Source organism: Bernardetia sp. Wsw4-3y2, assembly GCF_037126295.1.
In the GTDB taxonomy this organism is placed as follows: Bacteria; Bacteroidota; Bacteroidia; order Cytophagales; family Bernardetiaceae; genus Bernardetia.
Genome location: NZ_CP147017.1, coordinates 4,497,189 through 4,517,052 on the forward strand (window position 1 = coordinate 4,497,189; position 19,864 = coordinate 4,517,052).

General features: G+C 32.3%; 31 protein-coding genes and 1 tRNA gene. 11 read left to right on the forward strand and 21 right to left on the reverse strand.

Annotated elements, in window-relative coordinates:
* Nucleotides 1-536 precede the first annotated feature (536 nt).
* The 4 genes from V9L05_RS18770 to V9L05_RS18785 all read right to left on the reverse strand — a co-directional run bounded on the left by V9L05_RS18770 (nt 537) and on the right by V9L05_RS18785 (nt 3,646).
* Nucleotides 537-1,169, reverse strand: coding sequence for a hypothetical protein (locus tag V9L05_RS18770; RefSeq protein ID WP_338813424.1), 633 nt, complete (start codon nt 1,167-1,169; stop codon nt 537-539).
* Nucleotides 1,170-1,235: 66 nt separating this feature from the next.
* On the reverse strand, nt 1,236-1,535 hold the full coding sequence (locus tag V9L05_RS18775) for a hypothetical protein (RefSeq protein ID WP_338813426.1): 300 nt from the start codon (nt 1,533-1,535) through the stop codon (nt 1,236-1,238).
* 38 nt (nt 1,536-1,573) lie between these two features.
* The gene (locus tag V9L05_RS18780; protein ID WP_338813428.1) at nt 1,574-2,467 is read right to left on the reverse strand and encodes a hypothetical protein; all 894 of its coding nucleotides are present in this window, start codon (nt 2,465-2,467) and stop codon (nt 1,574-1,576) included.
* Between the two features lie 78 nt (nt 2,468-2,545).
* Complete coding sequence (locus V9L05_RS18785) at nt 2,546-3,646, reverse strand: Clp protease ClpP (RefSeq protein WP_338813429.1); 1,101 nt, start codon at nt 3,644-3,646, stop codon at nt 2,546-2,548.
* A gap of 125 nt (nt 3,647-3,771) precedes the next feature.
* Between V9L05_RS18785 and V9L05_RS18790 the strand changes: the two genes are divergently transcribed.
* From V9L05_RS18790 to V9L05_RS18830, 9 genes are all read left to right on the forward strand, one after another.
* Nucleotides 3,772-4,257, forward strand: a complete 486-nt coding sequence (locus V9L05_RS18790) for a helix-turn-helix domain-containing protein (protein WP_338813431.1) — start codon at nt 3,772-3,774, stop codon at nt 4,255-4,257.
* A complete protein-coding gene (locus V9L05_RS18795; RefSeq protein ID WP_338813433.1) occupies nt 4,244-5,842 on the forward strand; it encodes a hypothetical protein in 1,599 nt (532 codons plus the stop codon). The genes V9L05_RS18790 and V9L05_RS18795 overlap by 14 nt, the downstream gene beginning before the upstream one ends.
* Before the next feature lie 13 nt (nt 5,843-5,855).
* On the forward strand, nt 5,856-6,239 hold the full coding sequence (locus V9L05_RS18800) for a hypothetical protein (RefSeq protein ID WP_338813435.1): 384 nt from the start codon (nt 5,856-5,858) through the stop codon (nt 6,237-6,239).
* A 19-nt stretch (nt 6,240-6,258) separates the two neighbouring features.
* Nucleotides 6,259-6,849 carry a hypothetical protein gene (locus V9L05_RS18805; protein ID WP_338813436.1) on the forward strand — a complete coding sequence of 197 codons (591 nt, stop codon included), beginning with the start codon at nt 6,259-6,261 and terminating at the stop codon, nt 6,847-6,849.
* A 62-nt stretch (nt 6,850-6,911) separates the two neighbouring features.
* Nucleotides 6,912-7,340: a hypothetical protein gene (locus V9L05_RS18810; protein WP_338813437.1), complete on the forward strand. Its 429-nt coding sequence runs from the start codon at nt 6,912-6,914 to the stop codon at nt 7,338-7,340.
* 71 nt (nt 7,341-7,411) lie between these two features.
* Nucleotides 7,412-9,484 (forward strand): DUF935 family protein, encoded by a 2,073-nt coding sequence (locus V9L05_RS18815; RefSeq protein WP_338813439.1) that lies wholly within the window; start codon nt 7,412-7,414, stop codon nt 9,482-9,484.
* A gap of 1 nt (nt 9,485) precedes the next feature.
* Complete coding sequence (locus V9L05_RS18820) at nt 9,486-9,758, forward strand: hypothetical protein (RefSeq protein WP_338813441.1); 273 nt, start codon at nt 9,486-9,488, stop codon at nt 9,756-9,758.
* An 83-nt stretch (nt 9,759-9,841) separates the two neighbouring features.
* A complete protein-coding gene (locus V9L05_RS18825; RefSeq protein ID WP_338813442.1) occupies nt 9,842-10,318 on the forward strand; it encodes a phage virion morphogenesis protein in 477 nt (158 codons plus the stop codon).
* A gap of 53 nt (nt 10,319-10,371) precedes the next feature.
* Entirely contained in the window at nt 10,372-10,863 is a 492-nt protein-coding gene (locus V9L05_RS18830; protein WP_338813443.1) for a hypothetical protein, read from the forward strand.
* Here the strand turns inward: V9L05_RS18830 and V9L05_RS18835 are convergent.
* Nucleotides 10,846-11,601: a hypothetical protein gene (locus tag V9L05_RS18835; RefSeq protein WP_338813444.1), complete on the reverse strand. Its 756-nt coding sequence runs from the start codon at nt 11,599-11,601 to the stop codon at nt 10,846-10,848. The two genes, V9L05_RS18830 and V9L05_RS18835, sit on opposite strands and share 18 nt — an antisense overlap.
* A gap of 177 nt (nt 11,602-11,778) precedes the next feature.
* Between V9L05_RS18835 and V9L05_RS18840 the strand changes: the two genes are divergently transcribed.
* Nucleotides 11,779-12,084, forward strand: coding sequence for a hypothetical protein (locus V9L05_RS18840; protein WP_338813445.1), 306 nt, complete (start codon nt 11,779-11,781; stop codon nt 12,082-12,084).
* 48 nt (nt 12,085-12,132) lie between these two features.
* Here V9L05_RS18840 and V9L05_RS18845 read toward each other — a convergent pair whose 3' ends face one another.
* The 3 genes from V9L05_RS18845 to V9L05_RS18855 form a co-directional block, all read right to left on the reverse strand.
* Nucleotides 12,133-12,420, reverse strand: a complete 288-nt coding sequence (locus V9L05_RS18845; RefSeq protein ID WP_338813446.1) for a hypothetical protein — start codon at nt 12,418-12,420, stop codon at nt 12,133-12,135.
* A 10-nt stretch (nt 12,421-12,430) separates the two neighbouring features.
* Complete coding sequence (locus V9L05_RS18850) at nt 12,431-12,709, reverse strand: hypothetical protein (protein ID WP_338813447.1); 279 nt, start codon at nt 12,707-12,709, stop codon at nt 12,431-12,433.
* A gap of 68 nt (nt 12,710-12,777) precedes the next feature.
* Entirely contained in the window at nt 12,778-13,032 is a 255-nt protein-coding gene (locus V9L05_RS18855) for a hypothetical protein (protein WP_338813448.1), read from the reverse strand.
* Nucleotides 13,033-13,188: 156 nt separating this feature from the next.
* On the opposite strand from V9L05_RS18855, the gene V9L05_RS18860 reads away from it, so the two are divergent.
* A complete protein-coding gene (locus V9L05_RS18860; protein WP_338813449.1) occupies nt 13,189-13,398 on the forward strand; it encodes a hypothetical protein in 210 nt (69 codons plus the stop codon).
* Nucleotides 13,399-13,466: 68 nt separating this feature from the next.
* On the opposite strand, the gene V9L05_RS18865 is transcribed toward V9L05_RS18860, so the two are convergent.
* From V9L05_RS18865 to V9L05_RS18925, 13 genes are all read right to left on the reverse strand, one after another.
* A complete protein-coding gene (locus V9L05_RS18865; protein ID WP_338813450.1) occupies nt 13,467-13,652 on the reverse strand; it encodes a hypothetical protein in 186 nt (61 codons plus the stop codon).
* 96 nt (nt 13,653-13,748) lie between these two features.
* A complete protein-coding gene (locus V9L05_RS18870) occupies nt 13,749-14,393 on the reverse strand; it encodes a hypothetical protein (protein WP_338813451.1) in 645 nt (214 codons plus the stop codon).
* Complete coding sequence (locus V9L05_RS18875) at nt 14,390-14,752, reverse strand: hypothetical protein (protein ID WP_338813452.1); 363 nt, start codon at nt 14,750-14,752, stop codon at nt 14,390-14,392. Before V9L05_RS18875 ends, V9L05_RS18870 begins: the two co-directional genes overlap by 4 nt.
* Before the next feature lie 2 nt (nt 14,753-14,754).
* The gene (locus V9L05_RS18880; protein ID WP_338813453.1) at nt 14,755-15,381 is read right to left on the reverse strand and encodes a hypothetical protein; all 627 of its coding nucleotides are present in this window, start codon (nt 15,379-15,381) and stop codon (nt 14,755-14,757) included.
* Nucleotides 15,382-15,409: 28 nt separating this feature from the next.
* Complete coding sequence (locus V9L05_RS18885) at nt 15,410-15,754, reverse strand: hypothetical protein (protein ID WP_338813454.1); 345 nt, start codon at nt 15,752-15,754, stop codon at nt 15,410-15,412.
* Nucleotides 15,732-16,112 (reverse strand): hypothetical protein, encoded by a 381-nt coding sequence (locus V9L05_RS18890; RefSeq protein WP_338813455.1) that lies wholly within the window; start codon nt 16,110-16,112, stop codon nt 15,732-15,734. The genes V9L05_RS18885 and V9L05_RS18890 overlap by 23 nt, the downstream gene beginning before the upstream one ends.
* Before the next feature lie 3 nt (nt 16,113-16,115).
* The gene (locus tag V9L05_RS18895) at nt 16,116-16,367 is read right to left on the reverse strand and encodes a hypothetical protein (protein ID WP_338813456.1); all 252 of its coding nucleotides are present in this window, start codon (nt 16,365-16,367) and stop codon (nt 16,116-16,118) included.
* A gap of 198 nt (nt 16,368-16,565) precedes the next feature.
* Nucleotides 16,566-17,108, reverse strand: a complete 543-nt coding sequence (locus V9L05_RS18900) for a hypothetical protein (RefSeq protein ID WP_338813457.1) — start codon at nt 17,106-17,108, stop codon at nt 16,566-16,568.
* Nucleotide 17,109: 1 nt separating this feature from the next.
* Nucleotides 17,110-17,541, reverse strand: a complete 432-nt coding sequence (locus tag V9L05_RS18905; protein ID WP_338813458.1) for a hypothetical protein — start codon at nt 17,539-17,541, stop codon at nt 17,110-17,112.
* Complete coding sequence (locus V9L05_RS18910; RefSeq protein ID WP_338813459.1) at nt 17,525-17,938, reverse strand: hypothetical protein; 414 nt, start codon at nt 17,936-17,938, stop codon at nt 17,525-17,527. Before V9L05_RS18910 ends, V9L05_RS18905 begins: the two co-directional genes overlap by 17 nt.
* Before the next feature lie 101 nt (nt 17,939-18,039).
* Complete coding sequence (locus V9L05_RS18915; RefSeq protein ID WP_338813461.1) at nt 18,040-18,558, reverse strand: host-nuclease inhibitor Gam family protein; 519 nt, start codon at nt 18,556-18,558, stop codon at nt 18,040-18,042.
* A 148-nt stretch (nt 18,559-18,706) separates the two neighbouring features.
* Nucleotides 18,707-18,787: transfer RNA gene (locus tag V9L05_RS18920), tRNA-OTHER, on the reverse strand.
* Nucleotides 18,788-18,797: 10 nt separating this feature from the next.
* The gene (locus V9L05_RS18925; protein WP_338813462.1) at nt 18,798-19,784 is read right to left on the reverse strand and encodes an ATP-binding protein; all 987 of its coding nucleotides are present in this window, start codon (nt 19,782-19,784) and stop codon (nt 18,798-18,800) included.
* Nucleotides 19,785-19,864 lie beyond the last annotated feature (80 nt).

Sequence of the window (19,864 nt, forward strand, 5' to 3'; positions counted from 1 at the left end):
TATTTCAATGAAAACTCGTTTTCCTTCCTCAAGTGCAGTTGCTACTATTGGATAAAACTCCTTATAAGCATCAGTAGAATTCCAAAGAACAAAATCTCCGTTTGGAGCTTTATCTTTTCTATTACCTATTAATGGACAGCCTTCTGTATGTGTTTTATTATTTCCAATGTGAAGTAAAATCCATTGAAAGTTTGGTACATTTTGTAGGTGTAGAGTGCCTTTGTGAAATTTAGCACCAAACTTAGCTAAGTAATTTTGGTGTATTCTACCTGCCTTACGAAGTAGAATTTCATAAACTCCAGTCGGAATTGCAGTCTCTTTTTTGATTTTAGTGATACGAAGTGTATCTTCTAAAGTCCACCACGTTTTTTTGATTCCTTCTATACTAATCTGTCCTAAAGTAGTTTTTGGTGTTTGCTGTATTCTATGCAGCTTTATAATAAGTGTAGGTTCTTCAAATTCATAAGAGCCGTTTGCATCTTGTTCTTCAGAACCGACACTATTATTTTCTTTTGGTTCTTCTGGTTCACTAACGACTACTGATTCTTTTTTTTTTCAGAATCATTCGCCTCTACCATTGCTGTACTCATTTCGTAAAGTGCTTTCCAACCTCCCAAACTTTCTACTTTTTCTTTCAAATCTGGCAGTTGTTCTAACATTCCTTCACTTTCCATTGAAGTATATATTTCGTGAATACTATCAATTCCACCAGCTTTTTTTGCTAAAGGAAGTACTTCAACTGTTTTTTGAATATTCTCATCAGTTAGATTTACTTCTCCAAAAATTTCGACAAACTTATTTCCTAACTGTTTTAAAGGCTTATTTTTCAAATCAATGCCTTTAAACATTTTAAAGAGTAATTCAATTACCCAAAAGTATTGTCTAAACTTGAATACATCCCAAAAGCTAAAACCTCCAACTGCCATCGCAAAAAACAAAAACATAATTCCAGAAGGTTTTTCAGAATGTTCGTTTTTAGCTTCCTGTTCTAAAATCGTTTCACTTTGAACAGTATCGATACTCACTTCTAACTCATTTTCAATTTGAGATTTTACAGAAGGATATTCGGTTGCTTCTACTTTAATAGAGTGCTGCTCCTGTGAAGGAGTGCAAGCAAAACCTACTAGCGCAAGCAATAAAATTGCAAATACAAATTTTAAATTTTTCATAATTACGAATAAATAAATTTGGTGATTGAAATAGATTAATTAATCAAATTTGTAAGGCAGTTAGGCTTACTTACTTTTTTCGTTCTCTGACGTTTCCACGTTATCTAAAAAACCAGCTTCACTTACTTCAGTCATAAAATCTTTGAATTTGCCTACACCTCCAATGCGTTTTTGAAACAACATAAGTTGTCCAAAATCTTGTATCCACTCATCAGTTAAATCAGTAGAAGGAATATCATTTTCATTCTCATCTTGAGCCATACGTTTTAGTAACAAATTGATTTTTTGTTTTTTCGCTAAAATGGAACTTGGTGTCCAAATCTTGAAAAAACCACGAATGATAAATGCAAATTCAAATAATTTCATAATTGTAAAATGAAGCTAGTTTTTAAATAAAAAAGAGGTTATACGTCCACGGTACGAATCGCACCAAAGTATTTGTTACGCATCATACCAGCAAGGAATCTTTGTTGGAAGCCAATAATATCTCCACGCTCACGAGGGTTTTTAAGGTCATCAAACATATCAATACTACCAACTGCTTTGAATGCTTCGTTCCCAACAAATGCTACAGAAGCAATACCGTGAGTAGCTGGTACATAAGTAGTTCCATAAGCTGCCTTTACTCCAGTTGCTTTTATATAAAGAGGATCATTTTTGTATTTGTGGATTTGGAATCCAAATAATTCAAAGGCAACTCTATTCATAACACCTTCCTTTGAACGGTATCTTTGTTCCTTCAAAGTTTGTGAAGTTCTTACAAGCTCATTCCAATGTGTGGTATGCAACACAAGATGACGATTCCCATCTGGTGCACTCATCGTATCAAAAATGGCTGCCATAATAGAAATATCATCTTCAGTAATAAGTTTTTCTCCAGCTCCATTTGTTGTTCCTGTTGTTGGGATTACAGGAGTGAAGGCACTATTAGATGTAGGTGCAAAATTAAATGTGCTACGTTGAGCTTGTTTGTTTTTAAGAGCTTGAGCGTGTCTTCGTGTGATAGATTGCATTTTATTATAAGCAAGTTCTATCTTTTCAGCATTACGAAGAAGTGTATTTTCAGTATCATAATAATCTAATTCCAATCCATGTGCAATATCTGTTCGCTCATTAACAGCCACAGGATAGGTTGTATTATTAATCAAGACAGTAGGATCAATACCCGCTTCTGCCAAGTTAATTTTATCGTTTTCTACAAATGCACTTAGGTCGGTTGTACTATCAAGGAAATTAACCTCCTCATCGTACTGCTCTAAAAGCACATCTGTCCAGACTTCTTTTCTTAATCCAGCCATAATTGTATAAAAATTTTATAAGTAAATTTGGTGTATAAAACAGTTTTAAAAGACTTCTAAATCAGTTGTAAAGCTGTTTTAGTATTTTATTGTATCGCCTCTTTTCTGGCGAACTTTTGCAGCGTGAGCATTTCGTAATTTTTCAAACTCTACATTATTCTCAGCTTCCATTTTCTCAAGTGCTTTCCAGTCATTTTTTTGATACCATTCAAAATCCTTTTCTGGTTCTTGAGTAGGTGCAGTTTGACGATTTGCAGCATTTGCAGCTTGATTTTGTTTAATCAACTCTTGTACAGAAACTTGTTGAGCAGGTTGAGTTTGAACAGGCGCAACGTTTTGGGCATTTGAAGGTGTCTCAACTACAATCTCATCAAGAGCTTTTTTTGTGTTTTCAAAGTCGTTGGTAGCACTCAAAATGTAAATTGGTTTTTGGGAAGCTGGAATTTTTCCTGCATTAATGGCAGCCTCTACCAAAACCGTTGCTTTTTCAGAATTGGCAGCATTGAGAGCTTTTTGTAAGTCCTCTACTTTTGCCTTTTCCTTTTCGTAGTTTTCTTTGTAATCCATTTCAATAGATTGGTTTTGTGGAAAATTGGTTTGATTATAATTAGCTGCCATATTAACAGCGTAAAAATTCATACGGTCAGATAAATCCTGTTTTGCAAAATTAGAAGGTAGTTTTACTGCAAACTTGTCCTCAATAATCTCATCGATAAATCCTTCTTTGAGAGCTTTTTCGGCTGTTAGCCAGTTGTCAGCTCCATTAAAGTATTTGTCCTTAATGTACTTTTCAGTTTTGCCAGAACGAGTAGCAAACGCTTCAATAATTTGATTTTCCAAATCTCTTGCATTGTCTGCACTAGCTTGTATTTGATCAGCATTGCCATAACCTCCAGAGCCTACTCTATGAAGCATCATACTTGAGTTTTTATACATTACACGCTTATCGCATTTTTGTAAAATAACTCCAGCAAAACTTGCTGCCATACCAGTTACAAGTCCTGTAATACTCTTTCCAGAGCGTTGCATTTCATTTATGATTGCATTTCCAGCATTTATATAACCTCCAACGCTATTGATTAATAGTGTTGGATTACTTGTAGTAGCCTTTGAAAACTGCTCTCTTATATAAGATGCTGTCAAATTATAGCCTATATAGCCTTCAAATAAAATGTCCATTTCGGTATTAGATTTAGTCTAACTTTAATAAGTTAGACAAATCTAACAAAAAAAGTTAGATTAGTCTAACTTTTTTCGTATTTTTGATAAAAATAATTGAAATACTTGATTTTTAGCTAATTACAATGGCAAAAAAACGCACTACAAAGACTGGTTTAGACTACTCTACTGCTGAAGCAAAGGCTAGAAAAGACTATTTAGAAAATAAAAAGCTCACTCAAGAGGATGTTGCTCAATTAGTTGGCGTTACTCGTGGAACTATAAATAAGTGGGCTGCTCGTGGAGATTGGGAAAAGCTACGTAAAGTAGCTAGGAGAACTCCACGACAAATTGAACGAAAAATTCAAGAGAATATGAATAGACTCTTAGATGACGAATTAACAGAAGAGGAACAAACTAAAGCTATTAAAAAAGCTGATGCACTTTCTAAAATGAATGCTGTTCTAAAAACCTTATCTGATCCAGAACGACGTGTTTTGAATACGATTGATGTTTGTGAAGATTTTGCAGTTTGGTTAGCACATAGAGATTTAGAGTTTTCTAAAAAAGTATCAATTTATCAAACAGAATATATTTCAGAATTGACAAAGACTACAAATGGACAAAATTAGTATAAAGTTAAAAAAACGTATAGAAGAGTATCATAAGCATTGCGCTTGGTTACGTGAAGTAACTAAAGAAGATTTGCTTGTCGAAACGCCAGAAGAGAAAGAAGCTCGTATTCAAAGACTTCTTGATCCTCAAAACTATGCTGAATTTTTTCAATACTATTTTAGTCATTATGCTGAATTTCCGTGTGCTTGGTATCACGTTAAGGCTGCAAATGATGTTGTCAAAAATGAAGTAATTGACCAAGTGAATATTTGGTATCGTGAAGCTGCAAAATCTACAGAGTTTGTCGTTGCTCTTCCTGTTCTATTAATGAATATTCATAGGCTGCCAGAAGCGAAAAAGAAAAAATTAGGTCTTACAAGTGAGAGACAAATTGATTTTATGGTAGTGGTTGGTATCAATGAAGTAGCTGGTAGAACTCTACTTTCTGACTTACAAGCCGAATTAGAATACAATCAAAAAATCATTGAAGATTTTGGGAAACAAGTCGTAAGTGGAGACTGGGCAGAAGGAGAGTTTCGTGCAACAAACGGTACTCTCTTTAGAGGTATTGGTATAAAACAACCTGCTCAAGGTATGCGTAATCGCCAGTACAGACCAGATTATGTTGTGATAGATGACATTGACGAAAGAGATACAGCCGAAAACCCTGTGATAGTTAAGAAAATGCTACATAGAGTAATGGGTACAATTAAGGCTGGTATGAAACAAGAGCGTGCAAGACTTATAGTGAATAATAACTTGTTTCATAGAGCTGGAATTACTGCTAAAATCATAGAAGCTTTAAAAGGAAAGCCAGCCACTAATATCTTTCAAGTAGATATTACAAACAAAAAAGGAGAACCAAACTGGAAAGAGCGTTTTACAATAGAAAAAGTAAAAAAGCTGTTAGAACGTTTTACCGAATCTGAAGTACAACGACAATACTATAACAATCCAGTTGAGGTTGGTAAGGAATTTAAAGCTGAATGGATGCAACATAAAAAAATGCTTCCATTACATGAATATGAATGTTTGATTGCGTATGGAGATTTAGCCTATGAAGATGCTGGATGTACTAAGAACATTTCTTGCTTAGGGTACGACAAATTTACAGGCGAGTTTCACCACATTTGGAACGGATTGCGTGAAGAACTGGGAGAGGTTATCGCTTGTTATTATCAGTTTGATAAACAATATATACAAGGAAAAGGAGCTTATCCTATACTTTGGATAGAGGGAAACGCAAGTCAAAAAGCGCATTACAAATTATTTTTCAATACGAAGGAGTTACTCAAAACTTACCGTTTTATAAATGTGAATTGGGATTTAAGACAAAAAGGGAATAAGTGGAATCGTATTGCTTCCATTGCTCCACTTTTCAAAAATAGTCAATTTTATTTTAATGAAGCTCTTAAAGACAACTTAGATCAAAAAACTCTAATTAGTCAATTTTTAACTTTTGAAAAAAATACAACAGCATCTGTTGATGGTCCCGACTCTGTTCACGGTGCTATAAATATCATTCAAGAAATTATCGCTGTTGATGCAAGCGAATTAAAAAACACTTCTGTTATTAAAAAAAGAAGTATAAAAGGCTTTTAAACTTATTTTATATATGCTAGAAATTGCACAAGGAACAGATACGACTTTAGAAGTCATTGTTACCAATAAAGAAACTCAGTTTGTAGATTTGACAGATGCAAATATTGAAAGAATATATGCAACTGTAAGGTTAGGCAGACACGACAAATTCAAATTTGCAAGTGATTTAGTGGGTATTGGAGGCTATTTACTTTGTGAAGTAGATGCTACCATAACTCACAAATTACTTGTAAAGCTCACTAGAGAGCAAACAAGAACACTTGATATTGGCACAATAAACATTGATGTCAGTATTGATTATACCGACACTTCTTTTACGAATAATCTTCGTAGAGAGGAGTTTCAATTTAACAAGTTGGCTGAAGTCGTAAAAGGCTCAAGTCGTCTTATTTCTTAATTTTTAAATTATTTTACTTATGGCTTCTTTTCCTTCTTTAGTTCAGAGAGCTTGTGCGCCTGGACTTGGGTACTTAGCTCAAGCTGCATTGACAGCTTGTAAGCGTTATCAACCGAGTGACATCGCTGCAATCATTCCAATAGAAAGGGATTATGTATTTACAGATGATACAGATGATGCTGAATGGGCAACTGCACAAACGGCTGGTAGCTTAGATGTTATTCCTGTTCGTGGTACTCTAAATCAACCTACTGGAAATAAAATTGATGGTTACGGTGGTAAATCTCAAAAAATGGTTGATATGTCACATTCTTTGACAAGTCGTTTCCCTAATCCAGATGGTAATTATGGAATCGTAATGCAAGAACTAAAAAACAATCCAGACAATTACGGTGTAATTATCGTTTTTAGAGATTTGGCTTGTTATGTGATTTTGGATCACGACTTAGGACATGAAGCATCTTTAGAAATTGATGTGATGTATGCTGGAGACCAAGCCGAAAGACAGGGTACTTTAGATTTGTTTTGGAAAAATAACGAATTTCCTTATTTATTGGAAGTTCCAAAAACTTTTCTTAGAACAGCTATTAAAGCTAGTTTGGCAGCTTAATTTTTTTCTACTCCTTATATATACATGTATAAGGAGTAGAATTACCAAAAAATCAAAAAATTATGATTTTTCTTAATAATGACGATTTTGACGAATCCTTCAATGAAAGGATTAAAAGTTTAATCTTAGATGACTATTCTTTAGAAACACTTGAAATGTCAGCCGTGCAAATGGCAAAAGGTAGGTTAGGTAGAAAATTTGATTTGTATCAAATCTTTTCGAAAACTGGAAACGAACGTGATGCCGAATTAGTAACTCACTTAGTTTCTATCATAGCATATAAAGCGTGGAAATTAGAAGCTCCTTCACGAGTTCCAAATTTTGTTGTGGATGACTATAACGAAGCAAAGGAATTTTTAGAAAGAGTTAGTTTGCCAGATGACGAGCCAGAAGCATTATTTACCAATCTTCCTATCAAAACAGTAGAAGGAATTGAACTTTCTGCTAAGTTTTTAGGCAAAAGTCAAACTAAATACGATAGCCGTTTCTAATCTAACCAGCAAGACTTTATTACGTGTATCGTAAAAGTCTGACATTAAACGAAATATATTTTTATAACTGTATGTATAGAATAAAAAAACAAACGCTTAAAAAAGGTTTTTTTGCTAAAAGTTTAGACTACATTCAAAACCGTTTTTTAGCTAAAAACTCAAAACAGAGTAAATCTGTCAAATCTGAATTACAGAGAATGACAGAATCAGTTGCTCGTAAAGAAATTCCAGATGTTCTTTCTGCTCGTCGGTCTGCACTTGATGTGTGGTTTCCTCGTCGTGATAGATTACAGGAAGTATATAGTAATATCGTTTCGAATAATGCTCACTTGAAAACTGTTATGCAAAAACGAGCTTTCTTTTTATCTAATCATCCTTTTAAAGTAGTTGATAAAAATGGAGATGAGATAATAGAAAAAACGAAACTTTTGCAACACTCTTGGTTTCGTAGATTTTTGAAGTTCTATACTGAAGGTATAAGTTATGGATATTCTGTTATTCAATTTTTTCCTAATCCTAAAAAAGAAGGAACATTCAAAATTGAAAATATAGATAGAAGGCATATAAGACCAGAAGTTGAGCAGATTGTACTTTCTACTTACGATACAGAAGGAATTGCCATTGATTCGTTACAAGAAGCTGGTGTCAATGTTTTAAATATCTGTGATGATGCTGATGAATTTGGTTTGCTAGATTTAGTAGCAATGCTAGATATTTTATCACGACACTCGTGGGCAGCTTGGGACGAAGGCGAACAGTTAATGACTACTTTTATTAGAGTAGTAGAAACGGCTGGTTTTAAAGATCCAGAAACTAGAAATTTATTAGGTCAGTTTTTAGAAGAGATGGGTTCGGCTGCTTATGCTGTTTTGCCTTCAGAATCAAAATTGACTTTACATGAAACCTCAAGGCAAGATTTTCATAATGTTCCTATGATGAAAATTAAGTTAGCTAATGAGCTAATTTCAAAACTTTATCTTGGTCAGACAATGACAACCGACAACGGCTCTTCACGAAGTCAATCCGAAACACATGCAGATGAGCAAAATGAAGTCCGTGAAAATGATAAAGAGAATAGTAAAGATTTTATCAATGATACTCTTTTTCCATTTTTACGTAAAGCCTTTAATTTTCAGATTCTGGAAGGAGAATATTTTGTTTGGGATGACGAACGAAATATGTATCCAGAAGATAAAATTTTGATTGATACACCTCTTTTACAAGCTGGTTACATCTTTACTAAAGAGTACATAGAACGTACTTACAATGTAGAAATTGAGCAAATGCCAAGTTCTCAAATTTCTTTACCTCCAGCAGCTCCTATTCCTGTTGTAGAAAAGGAAAAGGAAAAACAAAAAAATACTTGGGTAAAGCCAAACATTGTTAATGCTGTAAACTCTTTATATAGTAGCTGTTGTTCGGCTGTTCCTACAAATGAGGGTTTTGATGCTCCAGACACTGAAGACTTGATTAACTCACTTATAGAAATTATTTATAGGGATCAAGATGCACCAGACTTTGACTCTGACGAAGTAAAAGACTTGATAGCTTCTTATTCTGAAAAACTAAGTTCTGGAGTAAGTGAAGGTTTTGGAGATTTTGATACAAATGATGAGGACTTTTACGAAACACTTACTGAAAATGTAAATGTTTTCTCAGCAGCCAAAACGGAATCTGAACTTCGTGAAATGACAAATCTACTTTTAGATGAGGATGGAATTTTAAAAACATTCTCAAAATTTAAAGCTGATGCTCTCAAAATTCATGATACTTATAATGTTGCTTGGCTTCGTACAGAATATAATCATAGTATTGGTTCTGCACAAATGGCTCGTAAATGGCGTGATATTGAAAACTCAAGTGAAGCTCTTCCTTATCTACAATACGAAACGGCTGGCGATGGTAGAGTACGAAAATCACATGCAAAATTGGAAGGTATCATTCGTAAATTCGACGATGCTTTTTGGGACAAGAATTATCCACCGAATGGCTGGAATGATAGATGTACGGTTCGTAGTCTTGCTGATGGAAAAGAAACGGACATTTCTAAAATTGAAATTCCAGATTTTGGAAGTCAATTTGAAACTAATATTGGAAAGACTGGAATAATCTTTCCTTCTAATCACCCTTATTTTAATAACTAAAATGCTTCTTACTATTGATTATAATTTTCTAAATCTCATTTTCGTCATCATAGGAATTATGCTGACGTTGCTTACAGCCATTGTAATTCCTCTAATTATTTATGTTGTTGGTTTACACACTAAAGTAGCTAAGTTGATGGACTTTAAACAAGTAACACAAACAACATTGGAAGAGATGCGTACTAACATGGAAAAACAAACACAAATTGAAAAAGATACGTATGCAGCAATTATGGTTTTACAATCTAAAATGGATACACCTTTAAAAACTTAAAATTATGCTTTACTTAATAATACTAGCAATCGTTTTTATGATTGGACTTGGAATAGGAATACATATCGTAGAATATCTAAAACATGAACATAGAACAATACATAAAGAGTCTAGCGAAAAAGATAGAAGACATTCCTACGATAGTAGGTAATGAAGTTGTCAATTATTCTTTAGATGCCTTCAAAAAACAAGGTTGGGACGGTGATGCATGGAAAGCTCGTAAACCATCTGCCAAACGTAATTCTAAACGTGCGCTCTTGGTAGATACTGGCAGACTAAGAAGAAGTATTCGCATTCGTAAAAAAGGAAGTAATTTTGTAATTGTTGGTTCAAATGTTCCTTATGCTCCAGCTCACAACCAAGGTGCAAAACTGACAGGAAGTGTTACGGTAAGTTCGTTTACTCGTAAAGGCAAAAAGCGAAAAGCACATAAAGTGAGTAGCCATAAACGAAAAATGAATACTACTATTCCTCAACGTATGTTTTTAGGTCGTTCAAAAAAATTAGATTCTATTATCAAAAAAGCTATTAATAATCATCTTAAAAAAGCCTCTATATAGTACAGATATACAGTTGTATATCTCATTTACAAGCCTTTTAAAACTACTTTACAATGACTTTAGAACAGACTATTTTTGATGCCATTTCAGCTTTACTGATAGAAAAAAACATAACTCAAAATGTAGATAGACATTATGAAAATCAATTTGATGACGAAAACTACCAACAAATACATGAATCTGTATTGGTTCGTTTTAATCAAATTGAATGGCAAAAAGCTGAAGAAGACAAAGAACGTCCACAATACGGTATCTTAGATGAGAATGACCGTACAGGCGTGATGACTTTAGAAGTTTATACTTCAATTACGAATGCTGCCAGCGCACAACATACCACTTTAGAAACCTCAAAAAGTAAAGATAGTGCTTGGCTAGATTTTGAATTTAGAGATAAAGTCAAAAGAGAGCTGCACAATTTTTCTTCTGGTTGTGGCTATTTTCGTTTGGAGATAAATAAAGAAGAGTTATTTTTGGAAGACAAAACGCACTTTGTGCATAAGCTCACTTTTTTGGCTCATGTGTGTGATTTATTGAGCGATTGTTAGTAAATTATAAACAGTCAATATTTCCTTTACAGCTTTTATTTCTTTTGATGACAAATTTCTGTCATGATAATAATCACTTCCTATATAACGTATTTTTACGCTTTTAGCTTCTGAAATAGCCTTTATAATTTCTATTTTATCTTCTTTTATTAAGTCGTCACTCCATTCCCAAATTTTGCCTCCAGAATTATCTCTTTTAACTTCATTAGGAATAAAATTAAATTTTTGCTCATCTATTTTTATTAGGTAACTTTTCACAAAAAGCCAGTCATCAGCAGCATACTGAATTTTCAGTCTTAAAGTTGGTTCTCCTGTTTTGTGTTCCACAATATAACAATACAAGTTGTTTACATCTATGTATTTTGGAGTTAGTTTACTTTCATAAAATGATAAATCCTTCATATCATCTTTACTTACTCTCAAATTAGAAAGTAATTTATCAGCTTCCTTTTTTGCTATTTCTTTTTGATTATCTAAAGAATCACGTTGTTTTATATACAAATCACTATAATAACTTGCTAAGCTATTTAGTGTATCTTTTTTTTCTGGAAAAACATCAACTATACTTTCTAACTTCATTTGCGCCTCTATAAACAAACCTTCTTTTGATAGACTATCAGCATCTCTTAAATAAAGCTCAAACATATTATCACTTTTGTATTCTTTCTTATTTGAACTATCATTACAGGAGAAAATAAAAAGGCTTATAAATAAGACTATAAAAAAAGACTTTTTCATATAATAGTAGTTTCGTTTGTGATACAATAGTTTCAACAAAGAAACAAAAAAGATTCTTATAAATAAAAAATCTTTCTCAAAAAAAGTGTAAAACCTTCGTAACCATTGCGTGGACGTGTCGTGTACAGTAGTGTTTTAAAGACACGAACTATTTATTTAATCTAAACACGACAAAAAATGCACACAACTGCAATAACTTTTATACACGAAGATTTGAGATATGAAACTATTTTAGTAGAACATAAAGAGGCTTATGATGAGTTAATGATGCGATTAGATACGCATTACAATCCGTATGATACGGAAAAATTCAGAACTATTACTTTAGTAGATGTAGTTATATTCTTATACAAAAATAACTATCAAATTATTGAAAACAGACTTTTTGATAATAAAGAAGACTATGAAAATAGCAACCTTATAAAGAAAGCAAATAACAGAACCGAATTTGCATTTGATTTAGAATTTACATTATACAATTAAGACCATAAAAAAAGCCTTCAAAATTAATTGAAGGCTTTTTTTTGGTTTTTAATCTTCCATAAAATGAACCATTGTTCTAATACGAAGTATTTCTGGGTGTTCTTGTAATCCTGTTTCCTTTATTTTTTGTTCTATTAAGGTTACATTTGGAGGTTCTTCATCAACTAATCTATAAATAACATCTAATTGTTTCTCTATTTCTAGTTGATAACCATTTTCTTTATCTTTCAAATGCTCTACCATTTCTACAAACATTTTCACAATGTCATCATCTTGGGAGCTATATTGAAACTCTCTAATACATTGTATTAAAGTAAGCTGCTGATCTACTGTCATTTTATTTAGTTTATAGAGTGTGAAAAATAATTTGAAGATTATCTATATTCTTTTGATAGTGAATATCTCCAGTACAATGTCTAGCATATTCAAAAAATGCTAACATAAATGAGTTTTTTAAAGAAAACCTATCTAACGTATCAATCATATCACCAGATAATTTTTCTACTTTATCCTTCATTTCCATCAAGTCTGGATTTTGAAACTCTGGAATGTTATCTAAAAACGATTCTTTTACAGTGCTATTTTGTTGTAAGGCATCTGTATTTTGCTTAAATTTGTTTTGCATAATTTTAAACGGTTATGTGAAAACCCCACTAACGCTCGTCCAAGATTGTAATGTGTGGGTTTTCTGTTTTAAATAGATTTATTCATACTCTGTAAAAGCAACATACTCTTGTATAATCTTAGACCTTTTTTTATTGCTTCTTCTTCATTCAAATATCTAACAGTTCTAAGACATCCAAAATTTGAATTATCTTCTACTTTATGATTTCCTTGATGTATAAAAATATCAGGTAAAATAGTATTTGCTTTTATATTAGCCTCTTCATATTCTGCCCAAGAACATGACACCAAATCTAAAAGGTCTTTTTTGTTTACATCTTTCATACAATTCTAAGATTTAATAAGCGAAATAGTTAGGTATTTTTTCATAGTTATAAAGATATAAAAAATAATTCAAATTCTTTGCGAACACTCGTAACCATTGCGTGGACGTGTCGTGTACACCAATGTAAATTAACTAAACAAACTAAATTTTACATTATGTACTTATCACATTTGACTCAAAAAGAATTAGAATTAACTATCAAATCTCTTAACAATACCGTAAATGAATTGAGAGAAATAAATAACAAATTTGCTATTTTAAATCCAAATCATAACGAAGATAGAAGAGCTGGTAAAAATCAAATTCTAAATACTTTAAGAGAGTATGAAGATTTATTAGTAAAGCTGGAAAAGGAAATAAAATAAATCGAAAAAAAACCTCTACTTCAAAAAAGTAGAGGTTTTTACCTTACACAACTTAACTACTGCTCATCTTATGAACTTTGATAATCAGAAATATACAAATACAAATTTTTTAAATTTTGAAGGTCAGTAAAGTAGTTTTTCTCTCCTGTACTATTTTGTGCATGTAAAAATACTGTTCGCACTAAAGTTTCTTTTATAGAGTTTGTAGATATAGTTCCATCTGCGAGTAATACTTTTTCAATAGGTTGTTGCATTTCTATCTGTTTTTGATAATATTTTTAGTAAAAAAAGTAAGGAAAGGTTTTTTTTTCTTGATAACGAATAAATATAAGAATTATTAGCTAAAATTATTAGCTTTTTTGTGTTTTTTTCCAAATGTAAAACATATTTCCATCTTGTATTTTTTGAATTGGTACAAATCCATTTGATTTCCAATACTTTACACAAAGTTTTTTATCTTCTGAAGATAATCGTTCGTAAAACTTCATATCTGGTGCATCTGGAAAATTCTTTTCTTTTACTTCGTGTTTTTGAGTATTCAAATTTAAAGTAATAGAGTTTTGAGTATCACTTTTACAAAAATTACCAATAGTACGAATTTTCCATTTTGCCAAAAACTCTCTTATTCGGCTTTCAGTTGGTACAGGCTCAAGCGTGGAGAGCTTGGCAGCATCCGTATCAGTTAGTTTGTAATCCGTTTGTAAAACTTCTTTATAGAGAGTTCTCCACAACTGGCAAACTTGCCCTATTTCCTTACTTTTGTTCGCCTTTACACGAACTGTATGGGTAATGTAGAAGTCGTTTACAAGTGCTTTACGTTTAGCTCCTTCCATTGTTTTTAAGCCTTCTGAAAGCAAATCAATGGACATTAAAAAATCGGTAGGATATAAGTCTTTTTTCATTAATTTGAGGTTTTCTGCCTTTCCATTAACAAAATCAATTCTTATTATGCTACCGATTTTTTTTTGTTTTAGGTAATAAATATGTTTTTTCATTTATTTGCTCTTTGTGTAGTCCAAAACTTTTCTTGAGTTAAGTCCCCAATATCAAGTTGAACAATAGCTAATTTAGTGAATAGATTCTCTTTAGATTTATACTTAAATGCTTTAGATTCTAATTCTGATAGCACTTTTAGTTCTTCTGATAAGCGTTCCTTTTCCCAAAAGGATTTTTTAAACGTTCCATCGTCATTTATGTGTTCAGCATTTTGTTCTCTAAATTCATTTCTAGCATCTATAAAAATCTGTAAAGGATTGTAGTTGATTTGTTCTTTTAGATTCTTTTCTTTTTTCTCTAGCTTTTTTAGCTCAACATTGATGGCTCTCAAAAGTGGGTTTTCTCTTGTTTTTTCCATAATTAGTAGGTTAAATCAGTCCAGTGAATTAATTTAAGTTCTTTTGTTCCTTCTGAACCTTTAGGGAAAAAGAATTTAAAGAAACTATCAATATCACCGAAGCCGTCATTTTTGACAAACTGGAGCATTTTTTCATTTACATCCTTTAGAAATGTTTTTGCTGGATATTGACTATATAATATGTAGAATAATTTTGAGTCTATATATACTTCTCTCTTAAAATATCCTGCAACAAAAAAGTTTATAATTGTAACTCTCTGAATACCCTTACACTCCATAGTAGGAGCGAATTGAAACCTGTTTTTTGTTCGGTTGTGAATGACAGGATGTATTTTTTTACCAGCTTGCCATCTATCTTTTTTGTCTTCCCTTAGAGTGTGAAGTTTTGGGTGTAAATCAGTTGGATAATCTATCTCAATTCCAAAGTGTCCAAAAAAATCATTTTGATGTTCTTTTATTGTTCTTTCAATATATTTTCCAGACAAAGTAAAGTAGGATTGCTCATATAACTTTTTTCTAAGTTCTTGAGTTTTATTATCGCATAGCCCTTTAAGGATAGAACACCAAATTTTACCTACAAAATAATTTGGAGTTTTATCAGCCCAATGAGTTGAAAATGGTAGTGTCATTTTTTCAGTTTGTTAGTTGTTTGAAAATTTATTTTGTTTCCTTGAGAGCCACTATGAAAGCGTAAATCATAGTATGTTCTTTATCTGAATAATTATCTTGATACATAGAAAATGATAAGATTTGAGTCAATAATAATATTCCCTTTCTGATATCATCATAAGTACTCATATATTCTTTAGCAGATGCCAAGCATTTATCATAACTTTCATGTGATTTGCTTTCCTTTATTTTGCTAAATTCTCTTTGTACAAAAGCTACTTTATTGTCAAAATCTATGCTCCTATCTTCCTCTTCAGAATGTGAATACAAGTGCATTAAAGCTATAATCAATTCAGCTAAATCAGTCCTTCTATTGATGTAGTCTATTTTCATTTTCGTTTTGTTGTTTATGAGTTTTAGGAAAAAGAATTTTATCAATCTTGGTATGAACTTCTTTTACAAGATGACGACATTTACCAATCCAAGTATGATCCTGTGTTTTGATAGCTGCAAAAAGAGCTTTTTCGGATTTTCTCAATTCTGTAGCTACTTCAAAAAGAGAATGATTGAATGTTAGTACATCAACACACGATACTTTTACTACTTTTGGGTAATATCCTTCATTATCAAAATATCTTTTTTGAAAATACCTGATAGCAAGTTCCTGTGAATCTGCCCACTCAAAACTGAAAATATGTGAGTTTTCATACCTACCTTGAGCAGAAATATTATATCTAAATATTCTAAGCATAATTTATTTTGATTGTGAATTATAAGAAACTGTCATTTTTTTTCTGTTAGCACGAGTAAGATTATTACTCATCGCTTGTAATTGACTAATCAGTTTTACTAATTCTGAATGTGGATAATTTTTTAAAGATTTACGATTTTTGAATAATCGTTTGTTGGTTGCTAAGTAGTTATTGAAATGCTGGTCATTGTCTTCAAAATACTTGGGAGCAATACGAGCCAAATCTCCACGAAGAGCAATAACTTTCAAACGCATTTGAACAACAGCTTTCCATTTGTCAGTTTTTACAATTAAGTGTTGTAAATTGATTGCTTCTTTAAAACCGAGTTCCTTTACACTGATGGTGCGCTGCTCACTAGCTTCTCTAATAATTGCCAGCTCTTCCTGCTCATCAAATTCTACTAAAGAAAGTAGTGTTTTGATACGAGCAACTGTGTTTTGAGGTATTGTTCTTCATAAGAAAAGTTGTTTTTGTGAATTGTAGATTCTCATATCTTTTATTCGAAAAGAAACTTTACGTCTCCTAAAATCCTTTGCCATCTGTAAAGAGTATTTTTCAAAGTCTTGTAACTCATTAAAAGCCTTTTTACTTGCCTTTGTATTTCTTAAAACGGCTTTTATATACTCTCTATACAAATATTTGTACTGTTCAGAATGATATATTCTATGCTCATCCCAAAAGCAGTTGCGATAATCATTTAGCAACTCATCCAAATAATTTTGATTCTGGCGAATCACTATATAGGATCGATATTGAATATCTGCATCGGTAGCATAAATACCATTTACTTGCCTACATACAGTAGTCATTAAATCCATATTACTCATTAAATCAGTTAAGTATTCATTAAATAAGTAATATTTATTATCTGTAAAAAGTAATTTTTTACAGCCGTCTGATTTCCAAATTCTATACTTTGATTCCCAACCTAAATACGATAACCAAGTATTATTTAGAATATTTACCTCTACTCCTTTCTTATCTGTGATTTTCATATCAGTAGAGTTTAGTTTGTGTAAATTCAGATAGTTTAGCAAGCATCTTTCTAGCTTTTGTTTCAATAGCTTTGCTAGTTTCTAATAACTTTTGCTTATCTGGATGCCCAAATGATAGTTTAGATTTGAAGTACTTGTGTTGAGCATCTAACATATCCTTTATAGTTGTTATAAAAATACTTTCTGTAAAGTATATGTAAACCATCATTACAAGTTCCTGCTCATCGCCATCGTTCGGATCAACTGGTTTTATCCAGTATCTTCCATTGTTTGCGTAAATCTCAAAATGATTTGGATCTAGCAAGTCTTTTAGTGTGTTTGGTCTTGCCATTTTCAGTTTATTTAGTTCGTTTAAAGCTAAATTTTGGATAGTAGTTGGTTCTTCATTTTTGAAGTACCGTTGAGGTGTATGTTCCTTACTCGTGTATGCCATTTTCTAAGCGAAGTGTATTGATAGACTCCATAATTATATTATTGAACTGACCAATCTCTTCAGATAGTTTATCTCTTAAACATTCCATTGTCATGTCAATAAAATCTCTATGATTTGGATTTGTACCCAAGTAAATTGTAGGAACTAACCTAAAAGCCATTGCATCAGATGCCCTCCACGTCATTGTAACTAATCCTTGATTGTTGTAAGAAGGATATTCGTTACTAAATTTCTCTCTGTATAGTTCCTGTAGAGTAACTATTGCAAGTGCATTTGGAGCATTTAGAATTACTTTAGCCATACTGACTTTTCTAAGTTGCTCCTTAATGACAGAATAGTTATCAGCAGTCATTTCAGATATTTGCAACTGACCTTTATTAGTGCGCTTGATTCTCATAAAAGTAAATTTTGAGTGTTTTAATTTTGAAAAGAGAAAAAAAAGAAGTTCGCCAGCAGAACTGGCGAGTTTCTTAATCCTATCTTAAGCACGAAGTATTTTTATCGCTGCAAATCGTATGTTTTTACATAGAATTTGTATTGATCCGTTTCTACAACAAGTCCACATTTATTCAAAGTATCTATTGTTACTTGCTCCAATTCAATCATTTTTTTGATACTTGTTTTATCAACTTTTACAGATTCCTTATACATACTTTTACGTAAAGACTCTTCTACAAAAGTGTTTATCAATCCGTGAACATCCTCATCTGTCAGAGTTTTTTTGAAACGAACAGTAGTTGGCTTTTTTCTGAAACCAATCTCTCCAATTCCTTCAAAAGAAAGTTTTTTGCAGTCATTGAGTTCACAAGAAAACTCTAATAACTCATTCTGCTTATCCATTTCCTTTTGCAATTCCTCAAGTTTTGGAGAGTAAGCAGCTTGTAATTCAGAAATTTTCTGATCCAGCTCTCCTTTCAATTCATTGAAGTTACCTTCAGCAAGTCTATATTGTGAGAGAGCCTTTTCGGTTTCCTCTCTTGAAATATCTTTTTTCTCAATGCCTTTTTTGTAAGCCATGTTGTTTTGAATTTTAAGTGATAAATAAATTTGATAATTGACTTTCTTTAAAGGAGCAAGTCTTCTTTGCTTGCTCCTGTTGCTGCCTTTCGGCTCTCTTCTGATTTGCCTAAAGTGTCCGTAACTTGGACTTGCTGGCTGCGTTATGAAGGCGTGGAGAGATTCGAACTCTCATCAAAGTATTTTTATGTAGCTACACTTTTGTTCTGACCAGTTAAACTACACGCCTTGACTTTTCTTTATTCAGAATAAGGATTTGAATTTGATTGATTGAAAAAATAACCATCTAAAATATTAGCCTCTATTTTATTCCATTTTTCCTCATCAGCTACTAATAAAATCTCACTTGCATAGTGCATGATGTCTCTGTAGTCTTGACAGTTGGTAGCAAACCAACTAATTGCACTTTTTGTAAAGAATTTTGATACTTGTTTCAAAACACGTTCGCATTCTGTATTCCAACCCTGTACGCCCGCTCCCATGTCTGGTAGAATATTCCAGTTTGGTTTCATTCTGCTGGCTATTTGCTGCCATCCACGCCCTCCCCATTTAGAAGCTGCACGGTTTTCTACATATTTTTGTATTCCTAATCCACACACTAAAAATCCACATTGAGAGTCAAGCTCTCTATAAATTCCTTTGATAATGTCCCAACATTGCTTATTCAAATATTCAGTTTCGTCAAAAATGAATAAGAAATTTGGAGTGTTACGAGCTTTATCAAAAATCTTTTTACGCATATTTGAAATTTTCATTTCCTCTTTATACCCACAAGCATTATAGATTTGTTGGATAAAATTATGCGTTGCTTTTGTTACATAAAGCGTTGCATCAGCTACTATAAGAGCAGTTGTTCCAGGGCGTTCACTTGCGATTCGTTCTACTGAATGAGATTTGCCAGCTCCTGTATTTCCATCAACTCCAATTAGTTTCTTTTGAACACGAGCCGTTTCGGCTGTTTTGATGATACTTTTATATAAAGTAGTATCAATGTGCTTCCAATATGTTTTTTGTAGAGAAAAGCCTATGATAGTGGCTAATTCTACATAAAATGAATCAGCAGGGTATTTACCTTCTACTTTTCCATTTTTTACAGAAGATACATAGCCATCGTTGAGGTTATGTTGCTTGTAAAAGTCTGTTTGCGTTGAACCATCACGCTCATAAATCAGTTGTAAATGCTGATTTAAAGCTGCTGAGATTTGTTTTTTTGTTGTAATTTCCATAATATTGTGTCTTTCAGTTTGTTGAAAAATTATGAACTCCTTATTGATGCCCTCTTTAAGGAGTTTTTTTTGTGAAAAAA

What these genes read in the sequence shown, in the direction of transcription:
- V9L05_RS18770 (WP_338813424.1), bottom strand. Translation starts at nt 1,169, where the DNA reads ATGAAAAATTTAAAATTTGTATTTGCAATTTTATTGCTTGCGCTAGTA.
- V9L05_RS18775 (WP_338813426.1), bottom strand. Translation starts at nt 1,535, where the DNA reads ATGAAATTATTTGAATTTGCATTTATCATTCGTGGTTTTTTCAAGATT.
- V9L05_RS18780 (WP_338813428.1), bottom strand. Translation starts at nt 2,467, where the DNA reads ATGGCTGGATTAAGAAAAGAAGTCTGGACAGATGTGCTTTTAGAGCAG.
- V9L05_RS18785 (WP_338813429.1), bottom strand. Translation starts at nt 3,646, where the DNA reads ATGGACATTTTATTTGAAGGCTATATAGGCTATAATTTGACAGCATCT.
- V9L05_RS18790 (WP_338813431.1), top strand. Translation starts at nt 3,772, where the DNA reads ATGGCAAAAAAACGCACTACAAAGACTGGTTTAGACTACTCTACTGCT.
- V9L05_RS18795 (WP_338813433.1), top strand. Translation starts at nt 4,244, where the DNA reads ATGGACAAAATTAGTATAAAGTTAAAAAAACGTATAGAAGAGTATCAT.
- V9L05_RS18800 (WP_338813435.1), top strand. Translation starts at nt 5,856, where the DNA reads ATGCTAGAAATTGCACAAGGAACAGATACGACTTTAGAAGTCATTGTT.
- V9L05_RS18805 (WP_338813436.1), top strand. Translation starts at nt 6,259, where the DNA reads ATGGCTTCTTTTCCTTCTTTAGTTCAGAGAGCTTGTGCGCCTGGACTT.
- V9L05_RS18810 (WP_338813437.1), top strand. Translation starts at nt 6,912, where the DNA reads ATGATTTTTCTTAATAATGACGATTTTGACGAATCCTTCAATGAAAGG.
- V9L05_RS18815 (WP_338813439.1), top strand. Translation starts at nt 7,412, where the DNA reads ATGTATAGAATAAAAAAACAAACGCTTAAAAAAGGTTTTTTTGCTAAA.
- V9L05_RS18820 (WP_338813441.1), top strand. Translation starts at nt 9,486, where the DNA reads ATGCTTCTTACTATTGATTATAATTTTCTAAATCTCATTTTCGTCATC.
- V9L05_RS18825 (WP_338813442.1), top strand. Translation starts at nt 9,842, where the DNA reads ATGAACATAGAACAATACATAAAGAGTCTAGCGAAAAAGATAGAAGAC.
- V9L05_RS18830 (WP_338813443.1), top strand. Translation starts at nt 10,372, where the DNA reads ATGACTTTAGAACAGACTATTTTTGATGCCATTTCAGCTTTACTGATA.
- V9L05_RS18835 (WP_338813444.1), bottom strand. Translation starts at nt 11,601, where the DNA reads ATGAAAAAGTCTTTTTTTATAGTCTTATTTATAAGCCTTTTTATTTTC.
- V9L05_RS18840 (WP_338813445.1), top strand. Translation starts at nt 11,779, where the DNA reads ATGCACACAACTGCAATAACTTTTATACACGAAGATTTGAGATATGAA.
- V9L05_RS18845 (WP_338813446.1), bottom strand. Translation starts at nt 12,420, where the DNA reads ATGACAGTAGATCAGCAGCTTACTTTAATACAATGTATTAGAGAGTTT.
- V9L05_RS18850 (WP_338813447.1), bottom strand. Translation starts at nt 12,709, where the DNA reads ATGCAAAACAAATTTAAGCAAAATACAGATGCCTTACAACAAAATAGC.
- V9L05_RS18855 (WP_338813448.1), bottom strand. Translation starts at nt 13,032, where the DNA reads ATGAAAGATGTAAACAAAAAAGACCTTTTAGATTTGGTGTCATGTTCT.
- V9L05_RS18860 (WP_338813449.1), top strand. Translation starts at nt 13,189, where the DNA reads ATGTACTTATCACATTTGACTCAAAAAGAATTAGAATTAACTATCAAA.
- V9L05_RS18865 (WP_338813450.1), bottom strand. Translation starts at nt 13,652, where the DNA reads ATGCAACAACCTATTGAAAAAGTATTACTCGCAGATGGAACTATATCT.
- V9L05_RS18870 (WP_338813451.1), bottom strand. Translation starts at nt 14,393, where the DNA reads ATGAAAAAACATATTTATTACCTAAAACAAAAAAAAATCGGTAGCATA.
- V9L05_RS18875 (WP_338813452.1), bottom strand. Translation starts at nt 14,752, where the DNA reads ATGGAAAAAACAAGAGAAAACCCACTTTTGAGAGCCATCAATGTTGAG.
- V9L05_RS18880 (WP_338813453.1), bottom strand. Translation starts at nt 15,381, where the DNA reads ATGACACTACCATTTTCAACTCATTGGGCTGATAAAACTCCAAATTAT.
- V9L05_RS18885 (WP_338813454.1), bottom strand. Translation starts at nt 15,754, where the DNA reads ATGAAAATAGACTACATCAATAGAAGGACTGATTTAGCTGAATTGATT.
- V9L05_RS18890 (WP_338813455.1), bottom strand. Translation starts at nt 16,112, where the DNA reads ATGCTTAGAATATTTAGATATAATATTTCTGCTCAAGGTAGGTATGAA.
- V9L05_RS18895 (WP_338813456.1), bottom strand. Translation starts at nt 16,367, where the DNA reads ATGCGTTTGAAAGTTATTGCTCTTCGTGGAGATTTGGCTCGTATTGCT.
- V9L05_RS18900 (WP_338813457.1), bottom strand. Translation starts at nt 17,108, where the DNA reads ATGAAAATCACAGATAAGAAAGGAGTAGAGGTAAATATTCTAAATAAT.
- V9L05_RS18905 (WP_338813458.1), bottom strand. Translation starts at nt 17,541, where the DNA reads ATGGCATACACGAGTAAGGAACATACACCTCAACGGTACTTCAAAAAT.
- V9L05_RS18910 (WP_338813459.1), bottom strand. Translation starts at nt 17,938, where the DNA reads ATGAGAATCAAGCGCACTAATAAAGGTCAGTTGCAAATATCTGAAATG.
- V9L05_RS18915 (WP_338813461.1), bottom strand. Translation starts at nt 18,558, where the DNA reads ATGGCTTACAAAAAAGGCATTGAGAAAAAAGATATTTCAAGAGAGGAA.
- V9L05_RS18925 (WP_338813462.1), bottom strand. Translation starts at nt 19,784, where the DNA reads ATGGAAATTACAACAAAAAAACAAATCTCAGCAGCTTTAAATCAGCAT.